22 protein-coding genes and 2 tRNA genes are annotated in these 22308 nt (G+C 41.0%); 9 read left to right on the top strand and 15 right to left on the bottom strand.

Going from position 1 to position 22308, the window contains the following annotated elements; translation table 11 throughout:
• The first annotated feature begins 79 nt into the window (after positions 1-79).
• Positions 80-169, top strand: a tRNA-Ser gene (locus AB6811_RS07835).
• Positions 170-198: 29 nt separating this feature from the next.
• On the opposite strand, the gene AB6811_RS07830 is transcribed toward AB6811_RS07835, so the two are convergent.
• Complete coding sequence (locus AB6811_RS07830; protein WP_439655716.1) at positions 199-420, bottom strand: DUF6132 family protein; 222 nt, start codon at positions 418-420, stop codon at positions 199-201.
• 111 nt (positions 421-531) lie between these two features.
• On the opposite strand from AB6811_RS07830, the gene AB6811_RS07825 reads away from it, so the two are divergent.
• Positions 532-623, top strand: a tRNA-Ser gene (locus tag AB6811_RS07825).
• Positions 624-1025: 402 nt separating this feature from the next.
• On the opposite strand, the gene AB6811_RS07820 is transcribed toward AB6811_RS07825, so the two are convergent.
• Together AB6811_RS07820 and purB are read right to left on the bottom strand one after the other, a co-directional pair.
• Positions 1026-2843 (bottom strand): ABC transporter ATP-binding protein, encoded by a 1818-nt coding sequence (locus AB6811_RS07820; RefSeq protein ID WP_369489895.1) that lies wholly within the window; start codon positions 2841-2843, stop codon positions 1026-1028.
• Between the two features lie 83 nt (positions 2844-2926).
• On the bottom strand, positions 2927-4273 hold the full coding sequence (purB, locus tag AB6811_RS07815; protein WP_369489894.1) for an adenylosuccinate lyase: 1347 nt from the start codon (positions 4271-4273) through the stop codon (positions 2927-2929).
• A 123-nt stretch (positions 4274-4396) separates the two neighbouring features.
• Here purB and AB6811_RS07810 point away from each other — a divergent pair, with 123 nt between their 5' ends.
• The 3 genes from AB6811_RS07810 to AB6811_RS07800 are packed head-to-tail and all read left to right on the top strand — an operon-like array spanning position 4397 to position 7040.
• Positions 4397-5152, top strand: coding sequence for a menaquinone biosynthetic enzyme MqnA/MqnD family protein (locus tag AB6811_RS07810; RefSeq protein WP_369489893.1), 756 nt, complete (start codon positions 4397-4399; stop codon positions 5150-5152).
• Between the two features lie 39 nt (positions 5153-5191).
• Positions 5192-6598, top strand: a complete 1407-nt coding sequence (locus tag AB6811_RS07805; protein WP_369489892.1) for an NfeD family protein — start codon at positions 5192-5194, stop codon at positions 6596-6598.
• A 4-nt stretch (positions 6599-6602) separates the two neighbouring features.
• Complete coding sequence (locus AB6811_RS07800; protein WP_369489891.1) at positions 6603-7040, top strand: GNAT family N-acetyltransferase; 438 nt, start codon at positions 6603-6605, stop codon at positions 7038-7040.
• 94 nt (positions 7041-7134) lie between these two features.
• Here the strand turns inward: AB6811_RS07800 and AB6811_RS07795 are convergent, their stop codons facing one another.
• From AB6811_RS07795 to AB6811_RS07785, 3 genes are all read right to left on the bottom strand, one after another.
• Positions 7135-7764: a SagB/ThcOx family dehydrogenase gene (locus tag AB6811_RS07795; RefSeq protein WP_369489890.1), complete on the bottom strand. Its 630-nt coding sequence runs from the start codon at positions 7762-7764 to the stop codon at positions 7135-7137.
• Positions 7765-7776: 12 nt separating this feature from the next.
• Positions 7777-8811, bottom strand: a complete 1035-nt coding sequence (gene mltG, locus AB6811_RS07790; RefSeq protein ID WP_369489889.1) for an endolytic transglycosylase MltG — start codon at positions 8809-8811, stop codon at positions 7777-7779.
• A gap of 89 nt (positions 8812-8900) precedes the next feature.
• On the bottom strand, positions 8901-10094 hold the full coding sequence (locus AB6811_RS07785) for a pyridoxal phosphate-dependent aminotransferase (RefSeq protein ID WP_369489888.1): 1194 nt from the start codon (positions 10092-10094) through the stop codon (positions 8901-8903).
• A 107-nt stretch (positions 10095-10201) separates the two neighbouring features.
• Here AB6811_RS07785 and AB6811_RS07780 point away from each other — a divergent pair, with 107 nt between their 5' ends.
• Positions 10202-10717: a DUF7935 family protein gene (locus tag AB6811_RS07780; RefSeq protein ID WP_369489887.1), complete on the top strand. Its 516-nt coding sequence runs from the start codon at positions 10202-10204 to the stop codon at positions 10715-10717.
• Between the two features lie 8 nt (positions 10718-10725).
• On the opposite strand, the gene AB6811_RS07775 is transcribed toward AB6811_RS07780, so the two are convergent.
• Positions 10726-11550: an HAD family hydrolase gene (locus AB6811_RS07775; RefSeq protein WP_369489886.1), complete on the bottom strand. Its 825-nt coding sequence runs from the start codon at positions 11548-11550 to the stop codon at positions 10726-10728.
• 319 nt (positions 11551-11869) lie between these two features.
• On the opposite strand from AB6811_RS07775, the gene AB6811_RS07770 reads away from it, so the two are divergent.
• Positions 11870-12130, top strand: coding sequence for a DNA-binding protein (locus tag AB6811_RS07770; RefSeq protein ID WP_369489885.1), 261 nt, complete (start codon positions 11870-11872; stop codon positions 12128-12130).
• 80 nt (positions 12131-12210) lie between these two features.
• Positions 12211-13068 (top strand): HD domain-containing protein, encoded by an 858-nt coding sequence (locus AB6811_RS07765; protein WP_369489884.1) that lies wholly within the window; start codon positions 12211-12213, stop codon positions 13066-13068.
• A gap of 39 nt (positions 13069-13107) precedes the next feature.
• Here AB6811_RS07765 and AB6811_RS07760 read toward each other — a convergent pair whose 3' ends face one another.
• Positions 13108-13719 carry a fumarylacetoacetate hydrolase family protein gene (locus tag AB6811_RS07760; RefSeq protein WP_369489883.1) on the bottom strand — a complete coding sequence of 204 codons (612 nt, stop codon included), beginning with the start codon at positions 13717-13719 and terminating at the stop codon, positions 13108-13110.
• Positions 13720-13823: 104 nt separating this feature from the next.
• Here AB6811_RS07760 and AB6811_RS07755 point away from each other — a divergent pair, with 104 nt between their 5' ends.
• Positions 13824-14726: a diacylglycerol/lipid kinase family protein gene (locus AB6811_RS07755; RefSeq protein ID WP_369489882.1), complete on the top strand. Its 903-nt coding sequence runs from the start codon at positions 13824-13826 to the stop codon at positions 14724-14726.
• On the opposite strand, the gene AB6811_RS07750 is transcribed toward AB6811_RS07755, so the two are convergent.
• The 7 genes from AB6811_RS07750 to AB6811_RS07720 all read right to left on the bottom strand — a co-directional run bounded on the left by AB6811_RS07750 (position 14723) and on the right by AB6811_RS07720 (position 22303).
• A complete protein-coding gene (locus tag AB6811_RS07750; RefSeq protein ID WP_369489881.1) occupies positions 14723-15475 on the bottom strand; it encodes a methyltransferase family protein in 753 nt (250 codons plus the stop codon). The genes AB6811_RS07755 and AB6811_RS07750 overlap by 4 nt on opposite strands.
• A gap of 69 nt (positions 15476-15544) precedes the next feature.
• The gene (locus AB6811_RS07745) at positions 15545-16312 is read right to left on the bottom strand and encodes an exonuclease domain-containing protein (protein ID WP_369489880.1); all 768 of its coding nucleotides are present in this window, start codon (positions 16310-16312) and stop codon (positions 15545-15547) included.
• A gap of 66 nt (positions 16313-16378) precedes the next feature.
• Entirely contained in the window at positions 16379-17509 is a 1131-nt protein-coding gene (gene dnaN, locus AB6811_RS07740; protein ID WP_369489879.1) for a DNA polymerase III subunit beta, read from the bottom strand.
• A gap of 154 nt (positions 17510-17663) precedes the next feature.
• Positions 17664-18635, bottom strand: a complete 972-nt coding sequence (locus AB6811_RS07735; RefSeq protein WP_369489878.1) for a hypothetical protein — start codon at positions 18633-18635, stop codon at positions 17664-17666.
• On the bottom strand, positions 18625-20343 hold the full coding sequence (gene gldG / locus AB6811_RS07730; protein WP_369489877.1) for a gliding motility-associated ABC transporter substrate-binding protein GldG: 1719 nt from the start codon (positions 20341-20343) through the stop codon (positions 18625-18627). Before gldG ends, AB6811_RS07735 begins: the two co-directional genes overlap by 11 nt.
• A gap of 19 nt (positions 20344-20362) precedes the next feature.
• Entirely contained in the window at positions 20363-21094 is a 732-nt protein-coding gene (gene gldF, locus AB6811_RS07725; protein WP_369489876.1) for a gliding motility-associated ABC transporter permease subunit GldF, read from the bottom strand.
• Between the two features lie 24 nt (positions 21095-21118).
• The gene (locus AB6811_RS07720) at positions 21119-22303 is read right to left on the bottom strand and encodes a SpoIID/LytB domain-containing protein (protein ID WP_369489875.1); all 1185 of its coding nucleotides are present in this window, start codon (positions 22301-22303) and stop codon (positions 21119-21121) included.
• Positions 22304-22308: the final 5 nt, after the last annotated feature.

Raw genomic sequence — 22308 nt, 5'->3', positions numbered from 1 at the left:
TGCAAGTAAAAGTATACTTTTTTCAACATTTTTTCAACAAGCTATTTGTCAAAAAGGAAAAAGCAACTATTTTTGCAGCGGAGAAATGGCAGAGTGGTCGAATGCGGCGGTCTTGAAAACCGTTGTCCGTTTACGCGGACCGGGGGTTCGAATCCCTCTTTCTCCGCCAAAAAAACGAAGGGTAAATCCCTTCGTTTTTTATTTTGACACCAACAACCACCCCATTAGCCCACCTATCCCCATACTACTCCATGGCGATGAGGTTATTGGGCAACTACCACTGTTACACCCTATATAATAATAGTAAAGGTAACCCGCTACTATTCCAATTGCAACTGCAAGAACAGGATAGGTAATCCTTTTCTTTGCCTTGAACCATTGGTAAAAGTGATCCACTTTGGTCTTTAAATTCATATTCATCTATTTATATATTTATATTTATTACAAAAGTAACAACAATTGCAAAAACTTGTTCTATATGTTTGGATATAGATATAAAGTAATTATTTTTGCAAGCCAAAACGGAATAACGGAGAGATGCCGGAGCGGTCGAACGGGGCGGTCTCGAAAACCGTTGACCCGGGTAACCGGGTCCGAGGGTTCGAATCCCTCTCTCTCCGCCACAAAGTAGGAATGTTGTGTTCCTACTTTTTTTATTCATACCGGGTTGAAGGGTTCGAACCGAGAACGGCTCTGCCGTTCGAGCTCACGAGCAATGCGAGTTATCCCTCTCTCTCCGCCACAAAGTAGGAATGTTGTGTTCCTACTTTTTTTTATTCATACCGGGTTGAAGGGTTCGAACCGAGAACGGCTCTGCCGTTCGAGTTCACGAGCATTGCGAGTAATCCCCCTCTCTCCGCCACAAAGTAGGAATGTTGTGTTCCTACTTTTTTTATTCATACCGGGCCGAAGGGTTCGAACCGAGAACGGCTCTGCCAAATTGTTCAATTCATTCCGCTCAAAAAAAATCAACATAAAAAAGCCGTTCCTGAATAGAACGGCAAAATAGCTAATGTCCAGTAACTTTACAGTAACTGCATACTGTGAAGCCTAGCATAGTAACCGTTAAGTTCAAGCAGTTCGTCGTGTTTTCCGCGCTCAACAATTTCGCCTTCATGAAGGACACAAATTAAGTCGGCCTTGCGGATAGTAGAAAGCCTGTGTGCAATAACAATGGAGGTACGGTGTTTCATGAGGTTATCAATGGCATCCTGAACCAACCTTTCCGACTCGGTGTCAAGAGCACTGGTTGCCTCATCGAGTATCATGATAGGTGGATTTTTCAGAATTGCTCTGGCTATGCTAACCCTTTGGCGCTGTCCACCGGAAAGTTTACTTCCCCTATCGCCTACATTGGTATGGTATCCATTGGGGGTGGCAATAATAAAATCGTGAGCATTTGCAATTTTAGCCGCATTTACCACATCTTCCATTTTGGCTCCATCAACTCCGAACGCTATATTATTATAAAAGGTATCGTTGAACAGAATTGGATCCTGATTAACATTACCCATCAGATTCCTCAAACTGGCTATGTCGTAATCCTTGATATTTACACCATCAATTAGAATTTCACCCTCAGTAACATCCCAAAAACGGGGTATAAGGTCGACCATGGTACTCTTACCCGAACCCGATTGCCCTACAAGGGCAACAGTCATACCTTTTTTTATAGTAAGGTTAATGTTTTTAAGAACCCAATCGTCCTGGTACTTAAAGCTTACATTGCGGAATTCAATATCATGATTAAACGATTCAATGGTTTTAGCACCAGCACTAACCTTGATCGGATTTTCGGCATTTAGAATGGTATCGACCCTATCAGCTGAAGCAAGACCCTTAAGTACGTTATAGTATGCATTTGAAAACGACTTGGCAGGGTTAATAATCATGTAAAATATTCCAATGTAAGCAATTAATGCCTCAGGGCCTAAATTGCCCTTGCCCGCAAATATTAGATTACCTCCATACCACAGAACAAGAACAACCACAACGGTACCAAGGAATTCGCTGAGAGGTGAAGCCAAATCGCGCCTACGCCACATCTTTTTCATCAGCAAGGAGTAAAAGCTATTCATGCTTTCGAAACGCGATATCACTTTGTTTTCGGCATTAAAAGCTTTTATCACTCTTAATCCGCCTATGGTTTCCTCAATCATGGTAAGGATAATGCCCATCTTGGTTTGTCCTTTAAATGAAGTTTTCCGAAGGTTCTTACCCACCCTTCCAATTACACCTCCGGTAAGAGGTAAAATGAGTAGAACAAAAAGGGTTAGCTGTGGGCTAATGTAGATAAGACCGATCAGGTGTATGATTATTATGATTGGATCGCGGAAGAACATCTCCAATGAACGAATGATTGAAATCTCTATTTCGTTTACATCGTTTGTCATCTTGCTGATAATATCTCCCTTCTTTTCCTCGGTGAAGTATCCAAGAGGTAAATCGACAACCTTGCGGTAAAGTAGGTTTCGCATGTTTTGTAATACACCAGTTCTGATGGGAGCCAAATAGTATAATGAAAGGTAAGTAAAGAGGTTCTTAAGGAACGAGGCTACTAAAACCAATACAATAACAAATAGTAACGCCGATGCTCTGTCGTGGGTTTTAATTATTTCACTTAAGTAGTAGTTAAGGTATTGAGCAAGGCCCTTTGCGGAAATCACAAACTCTGGTTTTACCTCAACAAGAGGAACTGTTCCAAAAAGAAGCTGTAAAAAGGGTATTAGCATAGCCAATGAGAACAATGAAAAGACTGCTGCTAGCACATTGCTAAAAACATTAATCACAACATACCATTTGAATGGATAAAGGTATTTGAGTATTCGGATAAATTTCTTCATAGCAAGTGTTTATAATGATTGCAAAAGTAACCTATTTATTTAGTGAGATTAGTTTGAATAGATTTTATTGTCGATAATTAAAACTATTTAATACCAAGGTAAGTGAAAGGAGTCAGCTCTAATAGCTCCCTTTTAACCGAATCTTTTACGTTCAGGCTATTAACAAAGCTTGTAAAGGTCTCAGATGTAACCTGCTGGTTTGTTCGGGTAAGCAGTTTTAAAGCATCGTAAGGGTTTGGGTAACCTTCGCGGCGAAGAATTGTTTGAATTCCCTCAGCAATTACCATCCAGTTACTCTGTAAGTCAGCATTAATAGCATCAATATTGACAATTAGCTTGTCAAGTCCATTAAGTATTGATTTTAATGCGATAAAGGAATGTGCAATGGGAACACCAATGTTCCTGATAACGGTTGAATCGGTTAAATCGCGCTGAAGGCGTGAGATTGGAAGCTTATTGGCCATATGGTCAAATAAAGCATTCGCCAATCCTAAATTGCCTTCGGCATTCTCAAAGTCTATCGGATTTACCTTATGGGGCATGGCCGATGAGCCCACCTCGCCTTCCTTAATTTTTTGCTTGAAGTATTCCATGGAGATGTACATCCAAACATCGCGGCTAAAATCAATAAGAATGCTGTTGATACGCCGCAAGCAATCGAACATGGCGGCAAGGTTATCGTAATGTTCTATTTGGGTTGTAGTTTGGCTCCGGTGCAATCCCAACTTGTAGTTCACAAATTGATTTGCAAATCCTACCCAGTCAATACTTGGATAGGCTGCAATATGTGCATTGAAATTTCCAGTTGCTCCCCCAAATTTTGCCGAGTACGGTATGTGCTCGAGCTGCTCTAGCTGAACCTCAATGCGTTCCACAAAAACCCGAAACTCTTTGCCCAATCGAGTTGGCGATGCTGGTTGACCGTGAGTATGGGCTAGCATGGGAATATCGGCCCACTGGGTACTCAGCTCTTTAAGCTTTGCCAATAACTTTTCAAGCAATGGGAGATATTCAGCCTTAAGGGAATCGCGGAGCATTGCAGGGAATGCAGTGTTATTTACATCCTGCGATGTTAAACCAAAGTGTATAAATTCCTTATACGACTCTAAACCATAGGCATCGAACCTCTCTCGCAGAAAGTATTCTACTGCCTTTACATCGTGGTTGGTAACCTTTTCTATTTCCTTAACCCTAAGCGCATCGGATTCACCAAAGCTTTTGTAGATTTCGCGGAGTATGGTGAATTTTGATTTATCAAACCCCTGGAGTTGAGGCAAAGGAATTTCACAAAGGGCAATAAAATATTCAAGTTCAACCCAAACCCTATACTTAATTAGGGCAAACTCGGAAAAGTAACCCGACAGCGATTCTGTTTTTTTTGCATAACGGCCATCGATTGGAGAAATGGAATGCAAACTATGATTCAACATGTTTTTCAAAATTTGCCCAAATTTACTAAACATAACTCAATGTTAAAGGTTTATGTAAGCAGGTTTTTTAGCAATGAACAATAACTTTTCAAAATTGCTACCTTAGCAAACTAATATTTTGCCATGAAAAAGTATAAGGTATCGGCCATATCGTATTTAAATACAGCGCCTTTTGCTTATGGATTAAAGCATTCACCGGTATTCAACAAAATTGAACTTTTATACGATTACCCGGCAGAATGCGCCCGAAAACTTTCCAGCAACCAGGTTGATTTGAGTTTACTGCCTGTTGGTGCATTGAGCGATTTTAGTTCGTTTGATATTGTAAGCAATTATTGCATTGGCTCTATTGGAAAAGTACGTTCAGTGGCACTTATGAGTAATAGTAATATAAACGATATTAAAAGAATATACCTCGATTACCAGTCGCGCACTTCGGTAATCCTTGTCAAAATTTTATGTCAGAATGTGTGGAATATTACACCAGACTTTATTCCCTTAAAACCTTCAGATAATTACAAATTACTCAAAGAATACGAGGCTATCGTTTTAATTGGTGATAGAGTTTTTGATGCTGAAAATCACTTTGCATATGTAGTGGATTTATCGAATGAGTGGTTCAATGCATATGGTTTACCCTTTGTTTTTGCTGTATGGGCAACAACAAAACGTTTACCTAAGGAACTTATTGAGGAACTTAACAAGGGACTTAAACTTGGTGTAAACTCAATTGAAAAAGCGGTCGACGAATTTAGCCCCCTCTCAATAAGTCGTGAAGCTGCTATAACCTACTTGAAACAAAACATATCGTACACCCTTGATGACGAGAAATTTAAGGCAATAAAACTTTTTCAAACCCTATCGGCCAAACTAAACTAACATCAATTTTTTATAATTTTACCAATATAAAACCATACCATGAAAACCTTAAGAATACTAAGACTTTTTATATTGATGCTATTGGCTGGCATGCATATACCAGCCCAAGCACAAGATAGCCTACCGGCAAGCAAATTGATTTACAAGATAAATATAAAAGAGAATATCATGCCTGCGGCATGGAGGTCGGTGAAGGTTGGCTTTGAGGAAGCCCAAAGCCTCAAAGCTGATATCATACTCATACACATGAACACCTATGGCGGAATGGTTGATGTAGCCGACTCAATTAGAACCAAAATCCTGAACAGTAAAATTCCTGTATGGGTTTTTATTGATAACCAGGCCGCATCGGCAGGTGCTTTGATTTCAATTGCCTGCGATAGTATTTACATGCGAAAAGGCGGAAGCATTGGTGCAGCTACGGTAGTAGACCAATCGGGCAATGTTGTCCCTGATAAATTTCAATCGTTCATGCGTAGCACCATGCGAGCAACCGCTGAGGCCAAAGGTTACGATACACTCATTTCAGGGAACGATACGATACTAAAATGGCGACGCGATCCCAGAATAGCTGAGGCCATGGTAGATCCCTCAATATACATTGAAGGAATTATCGATTCCGGAAAGGTTCTTACATTCACAGCCGAGGAGGCCATAAAGCATGGCTACTGCGAAGGTAAAGCCGAAAATGTAAACGAGGTTATGGAGCAAGCAGGAATCAAATCGTATACTATTGCTGAGTTTCGTCCATCGCTACTCGATCGCATGATTGGTTTTCTAACCAATCCGTTTGTATCGGGCATACTTATAATGATTATTATTGGCGGTATTTACTTTGAACTTCAAACTCCGGGCGTTGGCTTTCCACTCGCTGCGGCAGTTATAGCAGCCATCCTTTACTTTGCGCCACTTTACCTCGAAGGGCTAGTTGAACACTGGGAGATTATCATCTTTGTAGTTGGGATTATTCTACTAATGGTTGAGATTTTTGCCATACCCGGATTTGGTGTTACCGGCATCTCGGGAATAGTGCTTATGGTAGCAGGATTAACCTTGGCCATGATTGATAATGAGATTTTCCGCGATCCGGTTAACTTTAACCTGATGACCATTCTTAAACCCTTTGGTATAGTTGTTTTGGCTGTATTTATTGGGTTGATTGGAGGCATAGCGCTAAGCCGTAAATTACTAACATCTCCCCTATTTCCTAATCTGGCCTTACAAAGTAACCTGAATAAAGAAGAAGGATTTGTTGGCATTGATACAAAAATTAAGAATATGGTTGGTGCCGAGGGTGTTGCCATTACTATCCTTCGCCCATCGGGTAAAATCCAAATAGGAAATAGTTGGTTTGATGCCATTGCCGAATTTGGCTACATCGAAAAGGGGAGCAAGGTTAAGGTATCAAAGGACGAGTCGGGGCAACTTTACGTTGTTAAAGTATAGAATTATGGATAGTATTACCATTCGAGACTTTCAGCCTAGCGATTATGAAGGGTTAAGTGAGCTTTGGCTGCTCACCAACCTTGGCAATCCTGCTCGTGGCGACAACCTGGAAATAATTCAGCAAAGCATTGACCTTGGAGGTAAGCTGCTTGTGGCTGTAAATTCGGATGGAATGGTAATTGGTACAAGCTGGATGACCTTTGATGGCCGTAGAATTCACTTACACCATTTTGGCGTCCATCCTAACTTCCAAAGGCGGGGGATAGGAAAAATGCTTACCCGCGAATCGCTAAGGTTTGTCAAAGCCAAAGGCTATCAGGTGAAACTCGAGGTTCATCGCAATAATATTGCAGCCATTAACCTATACAAACAGTTCGGTTTTCAATACCTTGGCGATTACGATGTATACATTATCAGGGATTTGAATAGCATAAGCATTTAAAAGCCAATACATTCCTATAGAGGAATAAAAATGCATCGAATTTTTTTCGATGCATTTTTTTCTTAAAAGCTATATCAGAAAACACCTTTACCCATTAGCGACTTACTGGATTGTTCATCATTGGTCGTTGAGTTTCCCTGAGCTTAAGTATCTCCTTAAGTTTTTCGGTTTCCATCCAAACCCTTGGGCGAGTTTTTAGGCCAACACCGGCACAGAACAGGTTAATGTTCTGTGAGACAATTGCTGCATCCATGGCAGCCCAAGTCATTTTTTGGCTCTCATCGCCTCGCTGAAAGCGGGCAACATCGGAGACAATTACAAGAAAAATAGGTGCTTTGGCAAAGTTTTGCTGCGAACCGGCAACTGCTGAACGGTAATCACCACTATTGATTAGAACTAGTGCATGAGCCTTGGCATCGTACAAAAATGCTCCCTTACTATTTACAAGGTAAACATCAATATCCTGAGTATTCATGGCTGTTGGGGCGGTTCGTTTGCCCTCGGCAGGACGGTTAATACCGTTTGCAGCCCACAACAAATCGGCAATTTCCTGAAGGTCTAATTCCTGAGTATCAAATTCCCTAACCGAGGCACGGTTAGCAAAGGATTCCATGATGTTTTTACCCTTAACCCGGCTGGGTTCGGGTAGTTTGGTAATGCTATCGTTTTGTCCGTTTGATACCAACGATAACAAAACTGCCACTAAGAATGGTAACGTTTTCATATCAAATAATTATTAACGATAAATTCGTTCCATGTTAAGCGCCTTTCGGTATTTCGCTGCGTTTCTATTATGTTCTGCCAATGTTTTGGCAAAAAGATGACGTCCAGAAAAATCGGGCGAAGCGCAGAAGTAAAGATAGCTATGTTTTTGCGCGTTTAGCACAGCATCAATAGCAATAACTGAAGGTATCCGAATAGGGCCAGGAGGTAATCCCCTGTGTTTATAGGTATTAAAGGGAGAGTCAACGGCTAAATGGCGAGTTAAAACCCTTCGGATTGTAAAATCGCCAATGGCAAACTTAACCGTTGGGTCAGCCTGAAGGGGTATTCCCTTCCGTAATCGGTTTAAATAAACCCCAGCAATTATTGGCATCTCCGATTTAACATTGGTTTCTTCCTCAACAATTGATGCCAAAATTGCTACCTCAACCGGCGATAATCCAATTCCATCGGCTTTATGAATCCGGCTCTCGTTCCAAAAACGGTTATACTCCTTGTACATCCTATTGATAAATCCTAATGCATGGGTATTCCAGTAGAATTCGTATGTATTAGGAATAAACATTGCCATAAAAGTGCTAGGAGTGAAACCCCGATTAAACGCTACTGAATCGGAAGTAAACAGATTAATAAGCGAAACCGAATCGGCTTCAATCTGTGAAGAAATGCGTTGTGCTAGCTGTTGCCAGGTTCGCATTCCAGTAAAGGTAACCTTTACTGGTTTTTGATGTCCATACTTAAGCATTTTTACCATGGAGGAATTACTCATACCGGGCTTAAAAGCATAGCATCCGGGTTTAACAGAGTTTTCGTAATCGTAGTATTGTGCCACCCTTTTGAACCTGTCGATACTTTTTAATACCTTATTATTATCAAGAATATTTAGAACATCGTTATAGCTTGAACCTGTGGGAATATATATTAATGTCTCCTTTGAGACTGCTACATTGGTAGCACGAAACGTAAAATAGAGCCTTAAAAGGAGCAAAACTCCAATCGCTAATCCAACCAAGGCAATAGACAACCCAAACTTTACAAAATTCTTCATCTTCAAAAAAGTAATACTAAACTAAAATAAAAAAAAGCATCGAAATAACCATGTAGTTCGATGCTATATAATGTTAAAAGGAAATAGCTTTACTTGAGTAAAGCAACTGCTTTCCTAATACGCTCAATGGATTCCTTAAGCTTATCGTCCGATGTAGCATACGAAAGCCTTATGCATTTTGGTGAACCAAAAGCCGAACCCGGAACAACGGCAACATGGGCATGATTCAGAAGGAACATGGCAAGGTCATCGGAGGTTTTTATGGTTTCACCGTTATACTGCTTGCCAAGCAGTTCCGATATTTCAGGGAAAATGTAGAACGCACCCTGTGGCTTATTCAACCTGAAGCCAGGGATTGATGAGAAACCTTCATACATCAAATCGCGACGACGCCGAAAAGCCTCACGCATTTGGCGGGTGTATTCGCCATCGGAGTTAAATGCAGCAATGGCTGCACGTTGGGCAATACTGCAAACACCCGATGTTTGCTGACCCTGAAGTTTCTCACATGCTTTGGCAATCCATTTGGCCGATGCCGAAAATCCTATGCGCCAACCGGTCATGGCATACCCCTTTGAAACGCCATTGATAATAACTACTCTATCCCGAATAGAATCAAACTGAGCAATACTCTCATGTTTGCCAATAAAATTGATATGTTCATAAATCTCATCGGAAATTACAATGATATTTGGGTGCTTCTCAATAATTTGAGCAATTGCCTTTAACTCATCGTAGGTGTATACACTACCCGTAGGGTTTGAAGGCGAACACAAAAGTAGGGCTCTGGTTTTAGGTGTAATAGCAGCCTCAAGCTGTTTGGGGGTAATCTTAAAATCGCTCTCAAGCGAGGTTTCAATCACCACGCTTTTCCCCTCAGCAAGCTTAACCAGCTCAACATAGCTAACCCAGTATGGGGCAGGAACAATAACCTCATCGTCCTTATCAACAATACACATCAACACGTTTGAAAGGCTATGCTTAGCTCCACCCGAAACCACAACCTGGTCGGGCTGATACTCGAGGTTGTTTTCGCGTTTAAGCTTTCCACAAATTGCTTCCATTAAATCCTTGTAACCCGCAACTGGTGTATAAAACGAAAAGTTCTGGTCGATGGCTTTCTTGGCAGCTTCCTTTACAAAGTCGGGGGTAAAGAAATCGGGTTCGCCTACGCTAAGGCTTATTACATCGATACCCTGTGCAGCAAGTTCGCGCGACTTTTTCGACATTGCAATGGTTTGCGACTCCTCAAGAGCTGCTATTCTGGCTGATACCTTTTCCATGGTATAACGCTTTAGAGAATTCCAAATTGTTTTACTAACTTTAGAGTTTCAAAAATAAAGTAATTTGTCATTCATATACACCTAAACTGTCCAAAAACATTAAAAATATGTTTGCCGAAATTCTGAAAATTACAATACCCGCACTTATGGTATTCCTGGCAGGATACCTTGCCTTGCGAACTCTTATCAAGAATGAAACCCGAAGGCAAAAGGCGGAATTAATGTTTAACACCATAAAAGTTTCACTCCCGCTCCGACTTCAGGCATACGAGCGCTTAATACTCTTAATGGAGCGGATTTCGCCTGAATCAATTATTGTAAGAGTTAATAAAAAGGGGATGCTTGCAAGCGACCTACAAAGTACGTTACTTGGGAACATAAGAGCGGAATGGGAGCACAACCTTTCCCAACAGCTATATGTTAGCAATGAGGCATGGGAGATGGTTAAAAATGCTAAGGAAAACATTGTTAAGCTAATAAATATTTGCAGCGAAAAAGTTGCACCAAACGATAGCAGCTTCGATTTGAGCAAAAAAATTCTTGAAACCTACGCTGAACTTGAGATTAACCCCACCTCGCTGGCCATTGAATTTTTAAAGAAAGAGGTAAAGGAGATACTTTAAAACCTTGTTTAACCTTTTTTTAGCACCCTTTTAACAGCATGTGAAAAACCCGCCTCATCGTTTACCGGCACAACCTGAAATTTGTCCTTTAGCTCACTGGGTGCGTTTGAAACCACAAAAGCTTCACCGGCAAGGTTAAGCATATCAATATCGTTGTAATCGTTGCCTAAGGCCAACAAATTATGGGGATGAATTCCGCCAATATAGCTACACAACCATTGAATACCTCCGGATTTTGAAACCCCTTCGGGAAAAATTTCAAGCCAAATTGACTTGCCATCGAGCGGGGAGGTTGCTCTTATAACCTGAACCCCGTTAAGCTTTTTGGAAATGGCATTGAACCTTTCAATATCATTGGGTAAAACGGCTAACACCTGCGAAGCAGGTCCTGGAAATGGCACACCAGTTATTAAGGGTTGAGAGTAATCCTTATAGAGGCTAATTCTTCGTTCAAAATCAGAGTTGAGTTTACCAGAACTGTGGTAGTGGAAACAATGATTTAATGGAATTGGTTCATGAACCATAAAATCGGCATGCATTTCCACAAGCAGGGCAATTACATACTGAACAACTTCCTGTGAAAGCTGGTTGGCATGAATAATCGACTTATCGGACCAGCGCATAATTCCTGCTCCAGAAGAGAACAAAAGGTAATCGATGGGAAAATCGTCGGGCAAAACAGTTGATGCTGAAAATGGTGAACGACCAGTAGCAATGGCACGTATTATCCCCATTTCTCCTAACCGGCATAGGGAAACCATATCTTCGTCGTTAAACTTATGATCGGAACGCAGGAGTGTGCCATCCAAATCGGTTACCACCAGTTTAATCATGAAAAGCCAATATTTTCCACAAAGATATTAAGGTTCCTGGAAAAGTTTAAAGCCACAATAGCATATGTGGCTTAAAATTAATCAAGAGTTTAATAATTTATTTATAAAGCATTCATTGTCTTTGCCTTAACCTCGATTCATTTACCAGAATAGTAATATTTTCCACCACTTTAATATTAAAACATCCAAAAGGAAATTTCGTATAAAAAACTAGAAAATAATGTGTTTTTTTAACGTTAAAATTTGGTTAAATCATTTTACATTTTGAACTTATTTTTTTATATTTAAGGTGTAAAAATCATTATAAAACCCTGTAATTATGACTAAAATAATCACATTTAATGAGCTCAGGAGGGTTAAAGATAGCCTTCCTGATGGTAGCATGCAGGTAATTGCGGACAGGTTGAACGTTAATGTTGAAACTGTCCGCAATTATTTTGGTGGAACCAACTACAAGGATGGAGGTGCTGTGGGATTTCACCTTGAACCGGGGCCTGATGGTGGAATAGTAACCCTCGACGATACCACAATACTCGATATCGCCTATGAAATTATTGCCAAATCAAAGGAGATGGCTTAAAACAATTCTATCGAAATCACGTAAAAGCAGGAAAATTTTTCCTGCTTTTTTATTTACTTTGCATAAACTACATAAAAACCATGGAAGAGTTACTCTCTAAAATTCATAGGATTGAGACAAAACACTTGTCGAACCTTTACCGCCACCTTGAGAGTATATTCAATAACGTGTCGTTACCCTCGCACAATCTGCAACACCATATTAGGGTGTGGCTGCATTGCCGGGGTTTACTGATTGAACTGCATAAGGCTGGACTGACAATCACCGAACAGCTAATTGAAAATGCAATAATTGCCTGTTTTTTTCACGATGCTGGCCTAACCAAAACCCTCGACGAGCAACATGGGGCTGAGGGTGCCGAGCTATGCAAGCAATATCTCAGCCACTTCCCAGACCTAACGGAATCGCAAAAAACACTGATTTTAAAAGCTGTAGAGCTGCACGATGACAAATCGGTAAAGCAACACCCGGTTACAAAGCCCGATGACATGCTCGACTTGGCTTTACTCGTATCCACCGCCGATGATCTTGACGCACTTGGATTTGTTGGCGTTTTTCGGTACACTGAAATTTACCTGAAGCGTGGCATTAGCATCGACCAGCTTCCACGCAAAGTTCTGGCAAACCTACGTAATAGGTTTACAAGTTTTACAAATGCATACTCATCGCTACACCGTTATTCCGACAGGCAAAGGCAACGCTACCGAGAGATCATGGACTTTTTCACAAAACTTGAAGGTGAAATATCGCAAGGCATTACCTACCAGGATAGCGCATACGCTGTAGTAAATACCTTGCATGAACAGCTGGTGATTCAATCGAACAGCATTGAACAAACCATTGACTACGCATTAAGCACACTAACCGCTAGTTACCCGTTAACCTTTTTCAAAAGGTTACAGTTAGAACTTGAGGTTACCTCAGCTATACCCATTTAAGGTTAATGGAAATACTACAATAATTTTGCTGTAAAACCATTACTTAATAAAAAAGTCGAGCATCAGCCTGTCGTTCAAATAGGCTTGTAGCCTATCGCCAACGTTAACAGGCCCTACACCGCTTGGGGTGCCGGTAAAAAGAAGATCGCCAGTTCTGAAGGTTATGAATCGTGAAACGTACGAAATAAGCTCATCGTAGCCAAAAATCATGTTTGCAGTATTCCCTTGCTGTACTACCTTTCCGTTTAGCTCAAGCCGAAAGTTTAAGCCATTTAAATCGCCCAGTTCATCTTTGGGGATAAAAGTTCCTATGGGAGCAGAATAGTCGAACGCTTTGGATATTTCCCAGGGTAATCCTTTTGCTTTACACTCGCGCTGTAAGTCACGAGCAGTGAAATCGATACCAAGGGTTATGGCATCGTAGTAACGGTGTGCAAACTTTTGCTTGATACTCCGCCCTAACCTATTAATTCGAAGCACAACTTCTAGTTCATACTGCAAATCGCTTGTAAAATCAGGATAAAAAAAAGGTTGATTATTGCGAAGCAAACAATTATCGGGCTTAATAAAGAATACCGGAACCTCAGGCACATCGGCATGCATTTCCTTAGCATGATCCCTATAGTTTCTACCAATGCAAATGATTTTCATTATGAGTAATTTTTTATGTCAATGAATGAGCAAAGCCAAACAAAGGTAGTTAGTTTGATGCTATTAAAAAAGGTTTTACTTTTGCATGTTCAAAAGTAAGTTCCATGGCTGATCCCATTACAAAGTCCACCCGCAAAAGAATACTTTTTATTGTAAATCCCATTTCTGGAACACGCGGTAAGGAAAGTATACTGCACATTATCAATAATACAATTGACAACGAGACATTTGAGCCCGAAATCCTCTTCACCCGTAAAAAGGGCGATGCTTTACAGATTATAAGTGAAAAAATTGCCGAGGGGTTCAAGTATTTTGTTGCAGTTGGTGGCGACGGAACGGTTAACGAGGTAGGCAGTGCCATTATAAACACGGATTGTGTAATGGGTATTATACCTTTAGGTTCGGGCAATGGTCTTGCAAGGCACCTAAGAATCCCGCTTGATGCAGCCAAAGCAATACAGGTGATAAATAAGCTTAGGGTTGAATCAATAGATTACGGGCTCGTAAACGGGTTACCATTCTTTTGTACCTGTGGCGTGGGTTTTGATGCTCATATTGGTTACCGCTTTGCCAAAGAGAAAGGCCGAGGTTTTTTTAACTATGTTAAGGTGGCGTTAACTGACTTTATTAGTTACAAACCCAAGAAGTACAAGGTTAAAATTGATGGCACACAAAAAATGAAAGTGAAAGCCTTTCTTATTACGTGTGCCAACGCATCGCAATATGGCAATAATGCGTATATAGCACCAAATGCCGATATACAGGATGGGCTACTCGATATAGCCATTATGTCGCCCATAAATCTGCTTCAAGCACCAGCCATTGGTGCAATGCTATTCACCCGAACCATTAATAAAAGCACGGTTCTACAAACCGGCAAGGCCCAAAAGGTTGTAATAAAGCGAAAACGCGAAGATGTGGTTCACTTTGATGGTGAACCCATTATAATGGATAGAAAAATTAAGATTACAGTAGTGAATAAGGGGTTAAGGATTATTGTACCTTAACGACCATCCACATCGAGCAAACGGGTTTTCTTTCTGATAGTTCGTAAAGTCAGGTAAATTATGCCGACAATAATAAAGGCAATGAACCACACCCTACCCCACGAACTTAGCTCAAGGAGTTTACCCCCATTTGAAACCACATCGTGTATGTACTGAAAAACAAAAAATAGTAGCACTAACTTGAAAAGCCCTATGCTCTCGCGCTTAATTACATTACGGATGGAAAAGTAATTGTTTGGTGAGCGCCACCTGAACCTGCGCGGAATAAAAGTGGGAACGTTATCGGCCCAATTGAGGTAATCCGAACCAAACTTGTTGCGTAGGAAAAATTCCTCGGCGTACATTATTCGTTCGTAGTAGAGCCAGTAAACTAAAAGGAAAGATATGACAAACCAGTAGCTCTTAGTAAGAAGGGCAAGGCCAAACCACATGAAAAAATTGCCAAGGTAAAGCGGATGGCGTACTAACGAGTACATTCCTGAAGTATTAACCGTATCGGCAACCTGCTCCTTGGTATTCCTTCCTGAAGTATTCTTTGGGGTGTAGCCAATGGTAATAGCGCGTATAACCAGTCCAATAAAGCTCACCACAAAGCAAGCAAAGAAGTAAAATGCATTATATGAATACTGCTTGGTTACCAGGAGGTAAACATAGTAACCTATTCCTGCTAAAATTAAAAGCACTGGTAAATAGCTGCGATACCTAAAAAGAAAGTCGCCTTGGCGACGGAATGTTTCAATCAATGCCATACTAATCCATTTATAGAATACTGGCGTAAATATAGCATTTGTTAATATAAGTTAATACTGTGGGGCAAATTATTTTTGTTTCATTTTTAAGTAGATGTTAGTGAGTACCTTTTTGGTGTACAAGGGGAATTCGCCATTCATCATCCATGAGTAGTAGCTGGGTTCAGCCTTTAATACTTCTGCAACAGGCTTACCTTTGTGCTTTCCAAAGTTAAATACCTCAACGCCTTTGTCATCGAGAATGATACGGCCAGCAAAATCGACATTGCGATTAAAAGAGCTGAACTCCGAAAGAAAATCGACATCGTTTTTTAGCTCAGGATACCGTTCAACCTGAGCGCATAGGATTTCGAAGGTGGCAAGGGTATCTGCTTCGGCGCTGTGGGCATTCACCAAGTTCTTATCGAGGTAAAACTTGTATGCTGCAGCCAGGGTTCTCTTTTCCATTTTATGGAAAATGGTTTGAACATCGATAAACTTGCGTTTTTTCAAATCGATATCAACCCCAGCACGGAGGAACTCTTCGGCCAAAAGAGGTAAATCGAACTTGTTGGAGTTGAAACCAGCAAAATCGCAACCCTCAATATAGTTTGCCAACGATTTTGCTATCTCCTTAAAGGTTGGCGCATCTTTTACATCGTCGTCGGTTATTCCATGGACAGCGGTAGCCTCAGGTGGTATAGGCATTTCAGGATTTACGCGCCTAACCTTTGATTCCCGGTTTCCGTTAGGGAATACCTTTAGCACAGCAATTTCAACTATTCTATCCTTAACAACATCAATTCCGGTGGTTTCCAGGTCGAATACTACCAGCGGGTTCTTAATATTTAATCCCATTAATATTACCTTTATTAATAAAAAAACTTCCCCAAGCCAAGGCCGGGGAAGTTATTGAGTTTATTCCTAAGCACCAATCATCATTGGCATTAGAAGCATAAGGACATCTTCGTCGGGGTTTTCGTTTTGGTGAGGGAAAATGAGCCCTGCACGGGAGGGATCGGACATGGAAAGTACCACCTCGGTTGAGGAAAGGTTTGCCAGAATCTCCACCAAAAAGGCTGATTTAAAGCCTATCTCCATTTCATCGCCTTGGTAATCGCAGTTTAAGCGCTCGAAAGCCGAAACTGAGAAATCAAGGTCTTGAGCTGAAACCTCGCACTGGTTAGATGTTAAGCCTAGCTTAATAAGGTTGCTGGCTGCGTTTGAATAGATTGAAACGCGACGAACCGAGTTATAAAAATCAACCCTGTCAATAATCATACGGTTTGGGTTATCAACAGGAATTACGGCGCTATAGTTGGGGTATTCCCCTTCAACCAAACGGCAAACCAGGGTGTAACCGCTCATGGTAAAGCGAGCATTCTTACTATCGAACTCAACATTTACTGAGCCGGTTTCCTTTACAAGAATTGACTTTAGCAGGTTAGCAGGTTTTTTGGGTAGAATGAACGATGAAAACTCTTCAACCTGTACATCCTTACGGCGGTAGCGAACCAGCTTGTGCGAGTCGGAAGCAACAAAGGTCATCCCTTCAGCGGTTAACTCAACAAAAATACCGTTCATCACGGGGCGCATCTCGTCGTCGGCGGTGGCAAAAATGGTTTTGGTAATACCATTAAGCATAACGTCGGCAGCTACCTTAACACTAACTTTACTCTCTGGGCTAAGCTCAGCGGGCTTTGGAAAATCATCGGCGGGTTGGCCAACAATGTTGAACTGTCCATTCTCCGAGTGAATAACAACTGCAAGGGAACCTGGGTCAATTTCGAAAGTAAGGGGTTGCTCCGAGAATTCCTTTAGGGTATCGATAAGAATTTTAAAGGGAATTGCAATTGAACCATCACCCATAACGTTATCGAGGGTAATTTTTGTTGTAAGTGTCGATTCAAGGTCAGATGCTGTGATTTCCAGCTCATTACCTTCCAACTTGAATAAGAAGTTGTCGAGAATTGGTAGGGTGTTCTTGCTGCTGATTACCCTGCTTACCACCGATAAGTGGCTCAGTAGCATGGTGCTTGATACAACAAATTTCATATCTCAGTAATTTAGTTAGTTCCTTTTACCTAAATTGATTATCCTTTAGCTGTCAAATAGTTAATTGTATATTTTAGTTTAAAAATTGAAAATCAATGCAATTCAAATCTCAAAAGGATTTCAATAATACAAAATTTTACTCTAATAACACACACTATTTTTCATAATTATTTACAAACACATCGATGGGGCATAGAACGTAATGGAAGTGCAGATAGGAGCCAACCAAAAAACGGTTTTCCGATAGCTTTACCAGTAGACGATTTGGGTTGTATCCGAGTTCTTGTCCCAGAATATTTGTATATCCTTTACCGGTTATCCGGTAAATTGTGTAATCGTACGTTTTGCCGTTTAGCATTTTGAGCTGCATGCTGGAAATTAAATTCTCAGGTATTGCAGAATTTATTTCGGCCTTAGTAGGGTAATGCAACTTAAAATTATCGAGCGAGTAGTAAAGATTGCTAATGTTGGCAAGGTTGATGTTTGGCAGTCTAATTCCAGCTGAGTTAGATAATGCTATTTGGTTTCCTCCCAGTTCAAGGGTGTATCCCTTTTCATTGTCAGGGAAAACAACCTTTATTTCTTCAATCGCCTCAACTGGCTCGGTAAACAGTTTGCCAGAAAGCCATTTATCAGGGTTAACCGAAAAGTATTCAACTAAATTATCAACAGCATTTGGCGATTCAACGTAGTAAGGGACAACCGAACCACTGTTCAGGGCAACAGGTTTATAGTTGAATTCAGCAATAGATGCAATCCTGTATTCCTTGCCTAAATGTTTACCTTTATAAATAAAAACGCCTATACCCTTCTCTTGAAACAGCTGGGTTAAATTGTCATCGGTTTTTAGCGTGGCGGGTGCAACCGCTGATATACTCTGCAAAATATCGATAAAATTACTAACAACAGCTGAGTCAGCAATAAAAAAATCATTTATAAACCAATTGCCATTTGATTTTGTCAACCTAAGGGTATCGGATTTCATAACCAGCTCAATAGCAGAAATATGAGAGCTATCATAGGAAAAGTCCGTTTGACGGTATTCGCTATACCAACTGGAAAAGTAGAATAGTCCTATCCCAAAGGCTATTATTAGTGAAAGAAAAAGAATCTTTTTACTTGACATCTGTAAAAGTATATTTCTTTCGTCTTACAAAATTCCATATAATTCCAGCAACTACAATCATAAGCGATGGTAAAACCATGTTAACCAACTGCCAGTATAACCGCTCACTAATAGCCCGTTTCCTGTCGAGAAGTCGAAGTTTAATATCTCTCGAACGTAAATCGAGCAGCCCATTATCATCGCACAAGTATTTTACCATGTTAACCACCAACTCCTTATTTCCGTATGTTTGCTGTGTAAACCTGTCGTAACCCAACGGAATAACATAGGCACCATTTGGGCGACGCTGGACATCGTTTCGAATGATATCGGCATCGGCAACTACAATCATTTTGGTAAAACTACTCTTGTCAGCGAATTTTATAGTACCATTTGGTAGGATTGCATTTATTGGGCGATTTCGAAAGTTGGATTTGAAAATCCCCTGCAATTCAACGGCAACAGGGAGCATTGAATGCTGAAACTCGTAACGGGTTATACCCTTGCTTACCTGGTTTAGATTGATTAAGGCGGGAATCTTCACAAGCTTAGTTTCCTTGGATGTAGATAAAAGTATCCGCTTTTTAACCTCGTCATTCATACCAACGGTATCAATTGGGCTAATAAATTTGGCCTGAATAAGGTTTAAGCCCTTAGTAATAGGGTTATCGGCTGGGGGTAAGAGCAATGGATAGTAAAGCCAGGGTGCGGGAACAAAACGGGGCTCCTGTCCAACAAGGGCAGTATTTACCGGAATAACAGCACATTGAATGTCTTGAATCAGCAAGGGATTAAGGCGAACGCCATAGCGGAAAAGCATATCATCAAGATTATGCTGATTCATAAAAGCCAGGGTTGAAGCGCCAGATGATAAACTATCGATACTAACGTTAACGGGGTCAACGAACCATAGTACTCGTCCACCCTGCATAATGAACTGGTCAATGATTAGCTTATCGGCCTCTGGCAATGGCTTGCTAGGCCCGGCAATAATAATAGTCTTGTAGGGTTTTAAGGCGTCGGGGTCGCCATTTATTATCACTCTGCTAACCTCGTAGTACTGATTCAGTTCACGCTCAATATCACCAGTTTCAAACTCATCGAGTTCGCCATGTCCCTGAACAAAAGCAATGCTCTGCCTGTTTTCGGTTGTTACACGGTCAATTGCATCAACCAAAGCATACTCAAAGTTTTGTATGGATAGGTTGATATTCTCATCGCCTGTAAGATTTGGGTTATTCCTTAAAAGATTCACCGCCAACTCCTTTCCCCTGTATGTAATTATACACCCCGGGAAAATGATGCGCTGGATCATTGCGCCCTCATTATCCTTTACATGAACGTTGGTTGGAACAAGTCCCTTGTCGGCCAACTGGCGAAACAATTGCTCCTGCTTTTTTGCCCCCGAAGCAGAGTATGGGTTGACAAATTCATACCGGATTTTTTTCCCGGCAATCTCTTGAAATTCGCTTAGGGTTTCTGCAAGGGCTTTTTTCATTCTAACAAAGGCAACCGGCAGTTCCCCATCTAGATACACTCTGATAACCACAATATCATCCAATCCCTGTAATGCCTCTCGGCTAACGGACTGTATGGTATACCTTTTATCTTCGGTAAGGTCGATTCGAAAGTAAAAAAACGACGAAAGCACATTCACCACAAGTACTATGAGCAGTAAAGCAGCGAATGTCTTGATATTTTTAATTTTTATTTTTCCACTAACACTCATAACACTCCATTTTTGGGTTTTACCACCTGCGCGATTGAAGTTTTAAACGGGTGAGAGCCAGAAAAAATGATGATATGGATAAAAAGTAAACCACATCGCGCGAATCAATAACACCCCGGCTAACCGAGCTGTAATGCTCACTTATGCTAAGAGTCAGCAATGCCGACCGCGCCCACTCCATGGATTGAAGCTCGGCTACCCAGGCTAATCCATCGTAAAAAACGAAGCATAATGCAACAGCCGAAAGGAATGCAACAATCATATTATCGGTTAAACTCGAGGCAAAAAGCCCAAGTGCAGCATAGGCTGATGCTAAGAAAAATAGTCCGATGTATGAGCCCCAGGTTGCAGCCCAATCCAGATTTCCGGAAGGATTCCCCAAATTTGAAACGCTATAAACAAAAATGAATGTGGGTACAATAACTATGGCAACAAGCACCAACGACGCAAAGAACTTCCCCAGTACCATTGCGGTATCGGAAATGGGTCGAGTAAGAATTAGCTCAATGGTACCCGATTTCTTTTCATCGGCAAACATACGCATAGTTGCCGCAGGTACAAGAAAAAGGAAAAGCCATGGAGCAATGTAGAACAACGACTCTAATGTTGCATACCCTGAATCGAGTATGTTTGTGTAACCGGGCAGCACCCAAAGAAACAAACCAGTTAAAACAAGAAAAATAATTGCAATAACGTATCCGGTTAACGATGAAAAAAAGTTCTGAAGCTCTCTAATAAAAATTGCCTTCATAGATGCTTGTGTTTTAGGATAAAATTACTGTAACACATCAAAAGGCTTAACCTCAAGGGTGTCGGGTGTTAAGGAATCAAGGTTAACCTTGGAAATATCAATAATTTGGACATCCTTAAAGTAAAACTGGATTATCTTATCGTATGTGAAACCGCGCTGGGCCATAGCTAATGCGCCATCCTGGCACATTCCCACACCATGACCGTATCCTTTACCCGAAAGCCGAACCTCTGATTTTCCTGCTGAAACCGTAAACCAGGCAGAACGCAACTTAAAATACTTCCGAACGGCAGTTGTAGCGATATTTACACCTAAAACAGTATAGTATTTAGGCCTCTCCTTGGGGTAAAAGTTAAGGTTATCGCGTGTTACCTTAGCGGTGTCAACCCCTTGCTGAGCAAGAAATTTTTTCCATTCGGTAAGAGGTATTGTTCTTTCCCAGCGAGCGTTAGGTGCCGATGTACAATACCTATCATTTACGCTCCTGAGGTAGGGCAAAGCCTGAATCCAAACATCCTCGGAGTTTGCTGTTTGTCCACCACAGTTTGCGTGAAATGCAGCGCTAATTGGCTTTAATGAAGAATCAACAACAATCAAACCCTTTACATCAAGAACTGCATCGTAAATTTCTTGAAAAAACTCAGGCCTTCCCTTGTATGCCTGACAGTGCTCCTGATCGCAAAGGTTAAAACCCTCCGACTGGTGTTTATGGATATGGGTAACAGTAAAAGTTCGGGCAAGTAAGGCTTGCGCCTTATACAATTCGGATTCCTTATTCGGACCGGTTTCAGCAAGAACAACAGCTGCAATATACTTTTCGCGATTAATTATGTTGACCGCCATAATACGATTAAACTCAACGTAAAAGGTAATATTATCGTCGTATAAACGAGCCGGTTTTGCAGGAATTATTGGCTTAAGGCGAAAAACATCTTCGCCGGTTTGGCCTATAAGCGTGACCCGCTTGTATGAACCATAACTTTGGTTCTCGTCGCGCACCAGAACAGAATCGCCTTGACGGCTAATATACAGTATTTGTAATGGCTTAATTGTAATGGTACTATCGCCAAGTACCATGCTGTACTCACCCTTAGTGGGTGTAACAAGTATTGTATTTAAATTAGTATCGTTAAAAACGCTTATGCTTAACTTTTGCGAGTTCGATAGGAATGGCAGAAAAAGCAGAAACGAAAACAGAACTACTCTCATAAGCA

The organism is Tenuifilum sp. 4138str (genome assembly GCF_041102575.1).
Classification (GTDB): domain Bacteria; phylum Bacteroidota; class Bacteroidia; order Bacteroidales; family Tenuifilaceae; genus Tenuifilum; species Tenuifilum osseticum.
This window is presented reverse-complemented; position numbering and strand designations above follow the sequence as displayed.

Excerpts from the sequence above, each read along its gene's own strand:
- AB6811_RS07810 (WP_369489893.1), top strand. The coding sequence starts at position 4,397 with ATGAAAAAGTATAAGGTATCGGCCATATCGTATTTAAATACAGCGCCT.
- AB6811_RS07750 (WP_369489881.1), bottom strand. The coding sequence starts at position 15,475 with ATGGCATTGATTGAAACATTCCGTCGCCAAGGCGACTTTCTTTTTAGG.
- AB6811_RS07795 (WP_369489890.1), bottom strand. The coding sequence starts at position 7,764 with ATGAAAACGTTACCATTCTTAGTGGCAGTTTTGTTATCGTTGGTATCA.
- AB6811_RS07780 (WP_369489887.1), top strand. The coding sequence starts at position 10,202 with ATGTTTGCCGAAATTCTGAAAATTACAATACCCGCACTTATGGTATTC.
- AB6811_RS07805 (WP_369489892.1), top strand. The coding sequence starts at position 5,192 with ATGAAAACCTTAAGAATACTAAGACTTTTTATATTGATGCTATTGGCT.
- AB6811_RS07820 (WP_369489895.1), bottom strand. The coding sequence starts at position 2,843 with ATGAAGAAATTTATCCGAATACTCAAATACCTTTATCCATTCAAATGG.
- AB6811_RS07760 (WP_369489883.1), bottom strand. The coding sequence starts at position 13,719 with ATGAAAATCATTTGCATTGGTAGAAACTATAGGGATCATGCTAAGGAA.
- mltG (WP_369489889.1), bottom strand. The coding sequence starts at position 8,811 with ATGAAGAATTTTGTAAAGTTTGGGTTGTCTATTGCCTTGGTTGGATTA.
- AB6811_RS07735 (WP_369489878.1), bottom strand. The coding sequence starts at position 18,635 with ATGTCAAGTAAAAAGATTCTTTTTCTTTCACTAATAATAGCCTTTGGG.
- gldF (WP_369489876.1), bottom strand. The coding sequence starts at position 21,094 with ATGAAGGCAATTTTTATTAGAGAGCTTCAGAACTTTTTTTCATCGTTA.
- AB6811_RS07785 (WP_369489888.1), bottom strand. The coding sequence starts at position 10,094 with ATGGAAAAGGTATCAGCCAGAATAGCAGCTCTTGAGGAGTCGCAAACC.
- AB6811_RS07775 (WP_369489886.1), bottom strand. The coding sequence starts at position 11,550 with ATGATTAAACTGGTGGTAACCGATTTGGATGGCACACTCCTGCGTTCC.
- AB6811_RS07765 (WP_369489884.1), top strand. The coding sequence starts at position 12,211 with ATGGAAGAGTTACTCTCTAAAATTCATAGGATTGAGACAAAACACTTG.
- AB6811_RS07755 (WP_369489882.1), top strand. The coding sequence starts at position 13,824 with ATGGCTGATCCCATTACAAAGTCCACCCGCAAAAGAATACTTTTTATT.
- gldG (WP_369489877.1), bottom strand. The coding sequence starts at position 20,343 with ATGAGTGTTAGTGGAAAAATAAAAATTAAAAATATCAAGACATTCGCT.
- purB (WP_369489894.1), bottom strand. The coding sequence starts at position 4,273 with ATGTTGAATCATAGTTTGCATTCCATTTCTCCAATCGATGGCCGTTAT.
- AB6811_RS07745 (WP_369489880.1), bottom strand. The coding sequence starts at position 16,312 with ATGGGATTAAATATTAAGAACCCGCTGGTAGTATTCGACCTGGAAACC.
- AB6811_RS07830 (WP_439655716.1), bottom strand. The coding sequence starts at position 420 with ATGAATATGAATTTAAAGACCAAAGTGGATCACTTTTACCAATGGTTC.
- AB6811_RS07720 (WP_369489875.1), bottom strand. The coding sequence starts at position 22,303 with ATGAGAGTAGTTCTGTTTTCGTTTCTGCTTTTTCTGCCATTCCTATCG.
- dnaN (WP_369489879.1), bottom strand. The coding sequence starts at position 17,509 with ATGAAATTTGTTGTATCAAGCACCATGCTACTGAGCCACTTATCGGTG.
- AB6811_RS07800 (WP_369489891.1), top strand. The coding sequence starts at position 6,603 with ATGGATAGTATTACCATTCGAGACTTTCAGCCTAGCGATTATGAAGGG.
- AB6811_RS07770 (WP_369489885.1), top strand. The coding sequence starts at position 11,870 with ATGACTAAAATAATCACATTTAATGAGCTCAGGAGGGTTAAAGATAGC.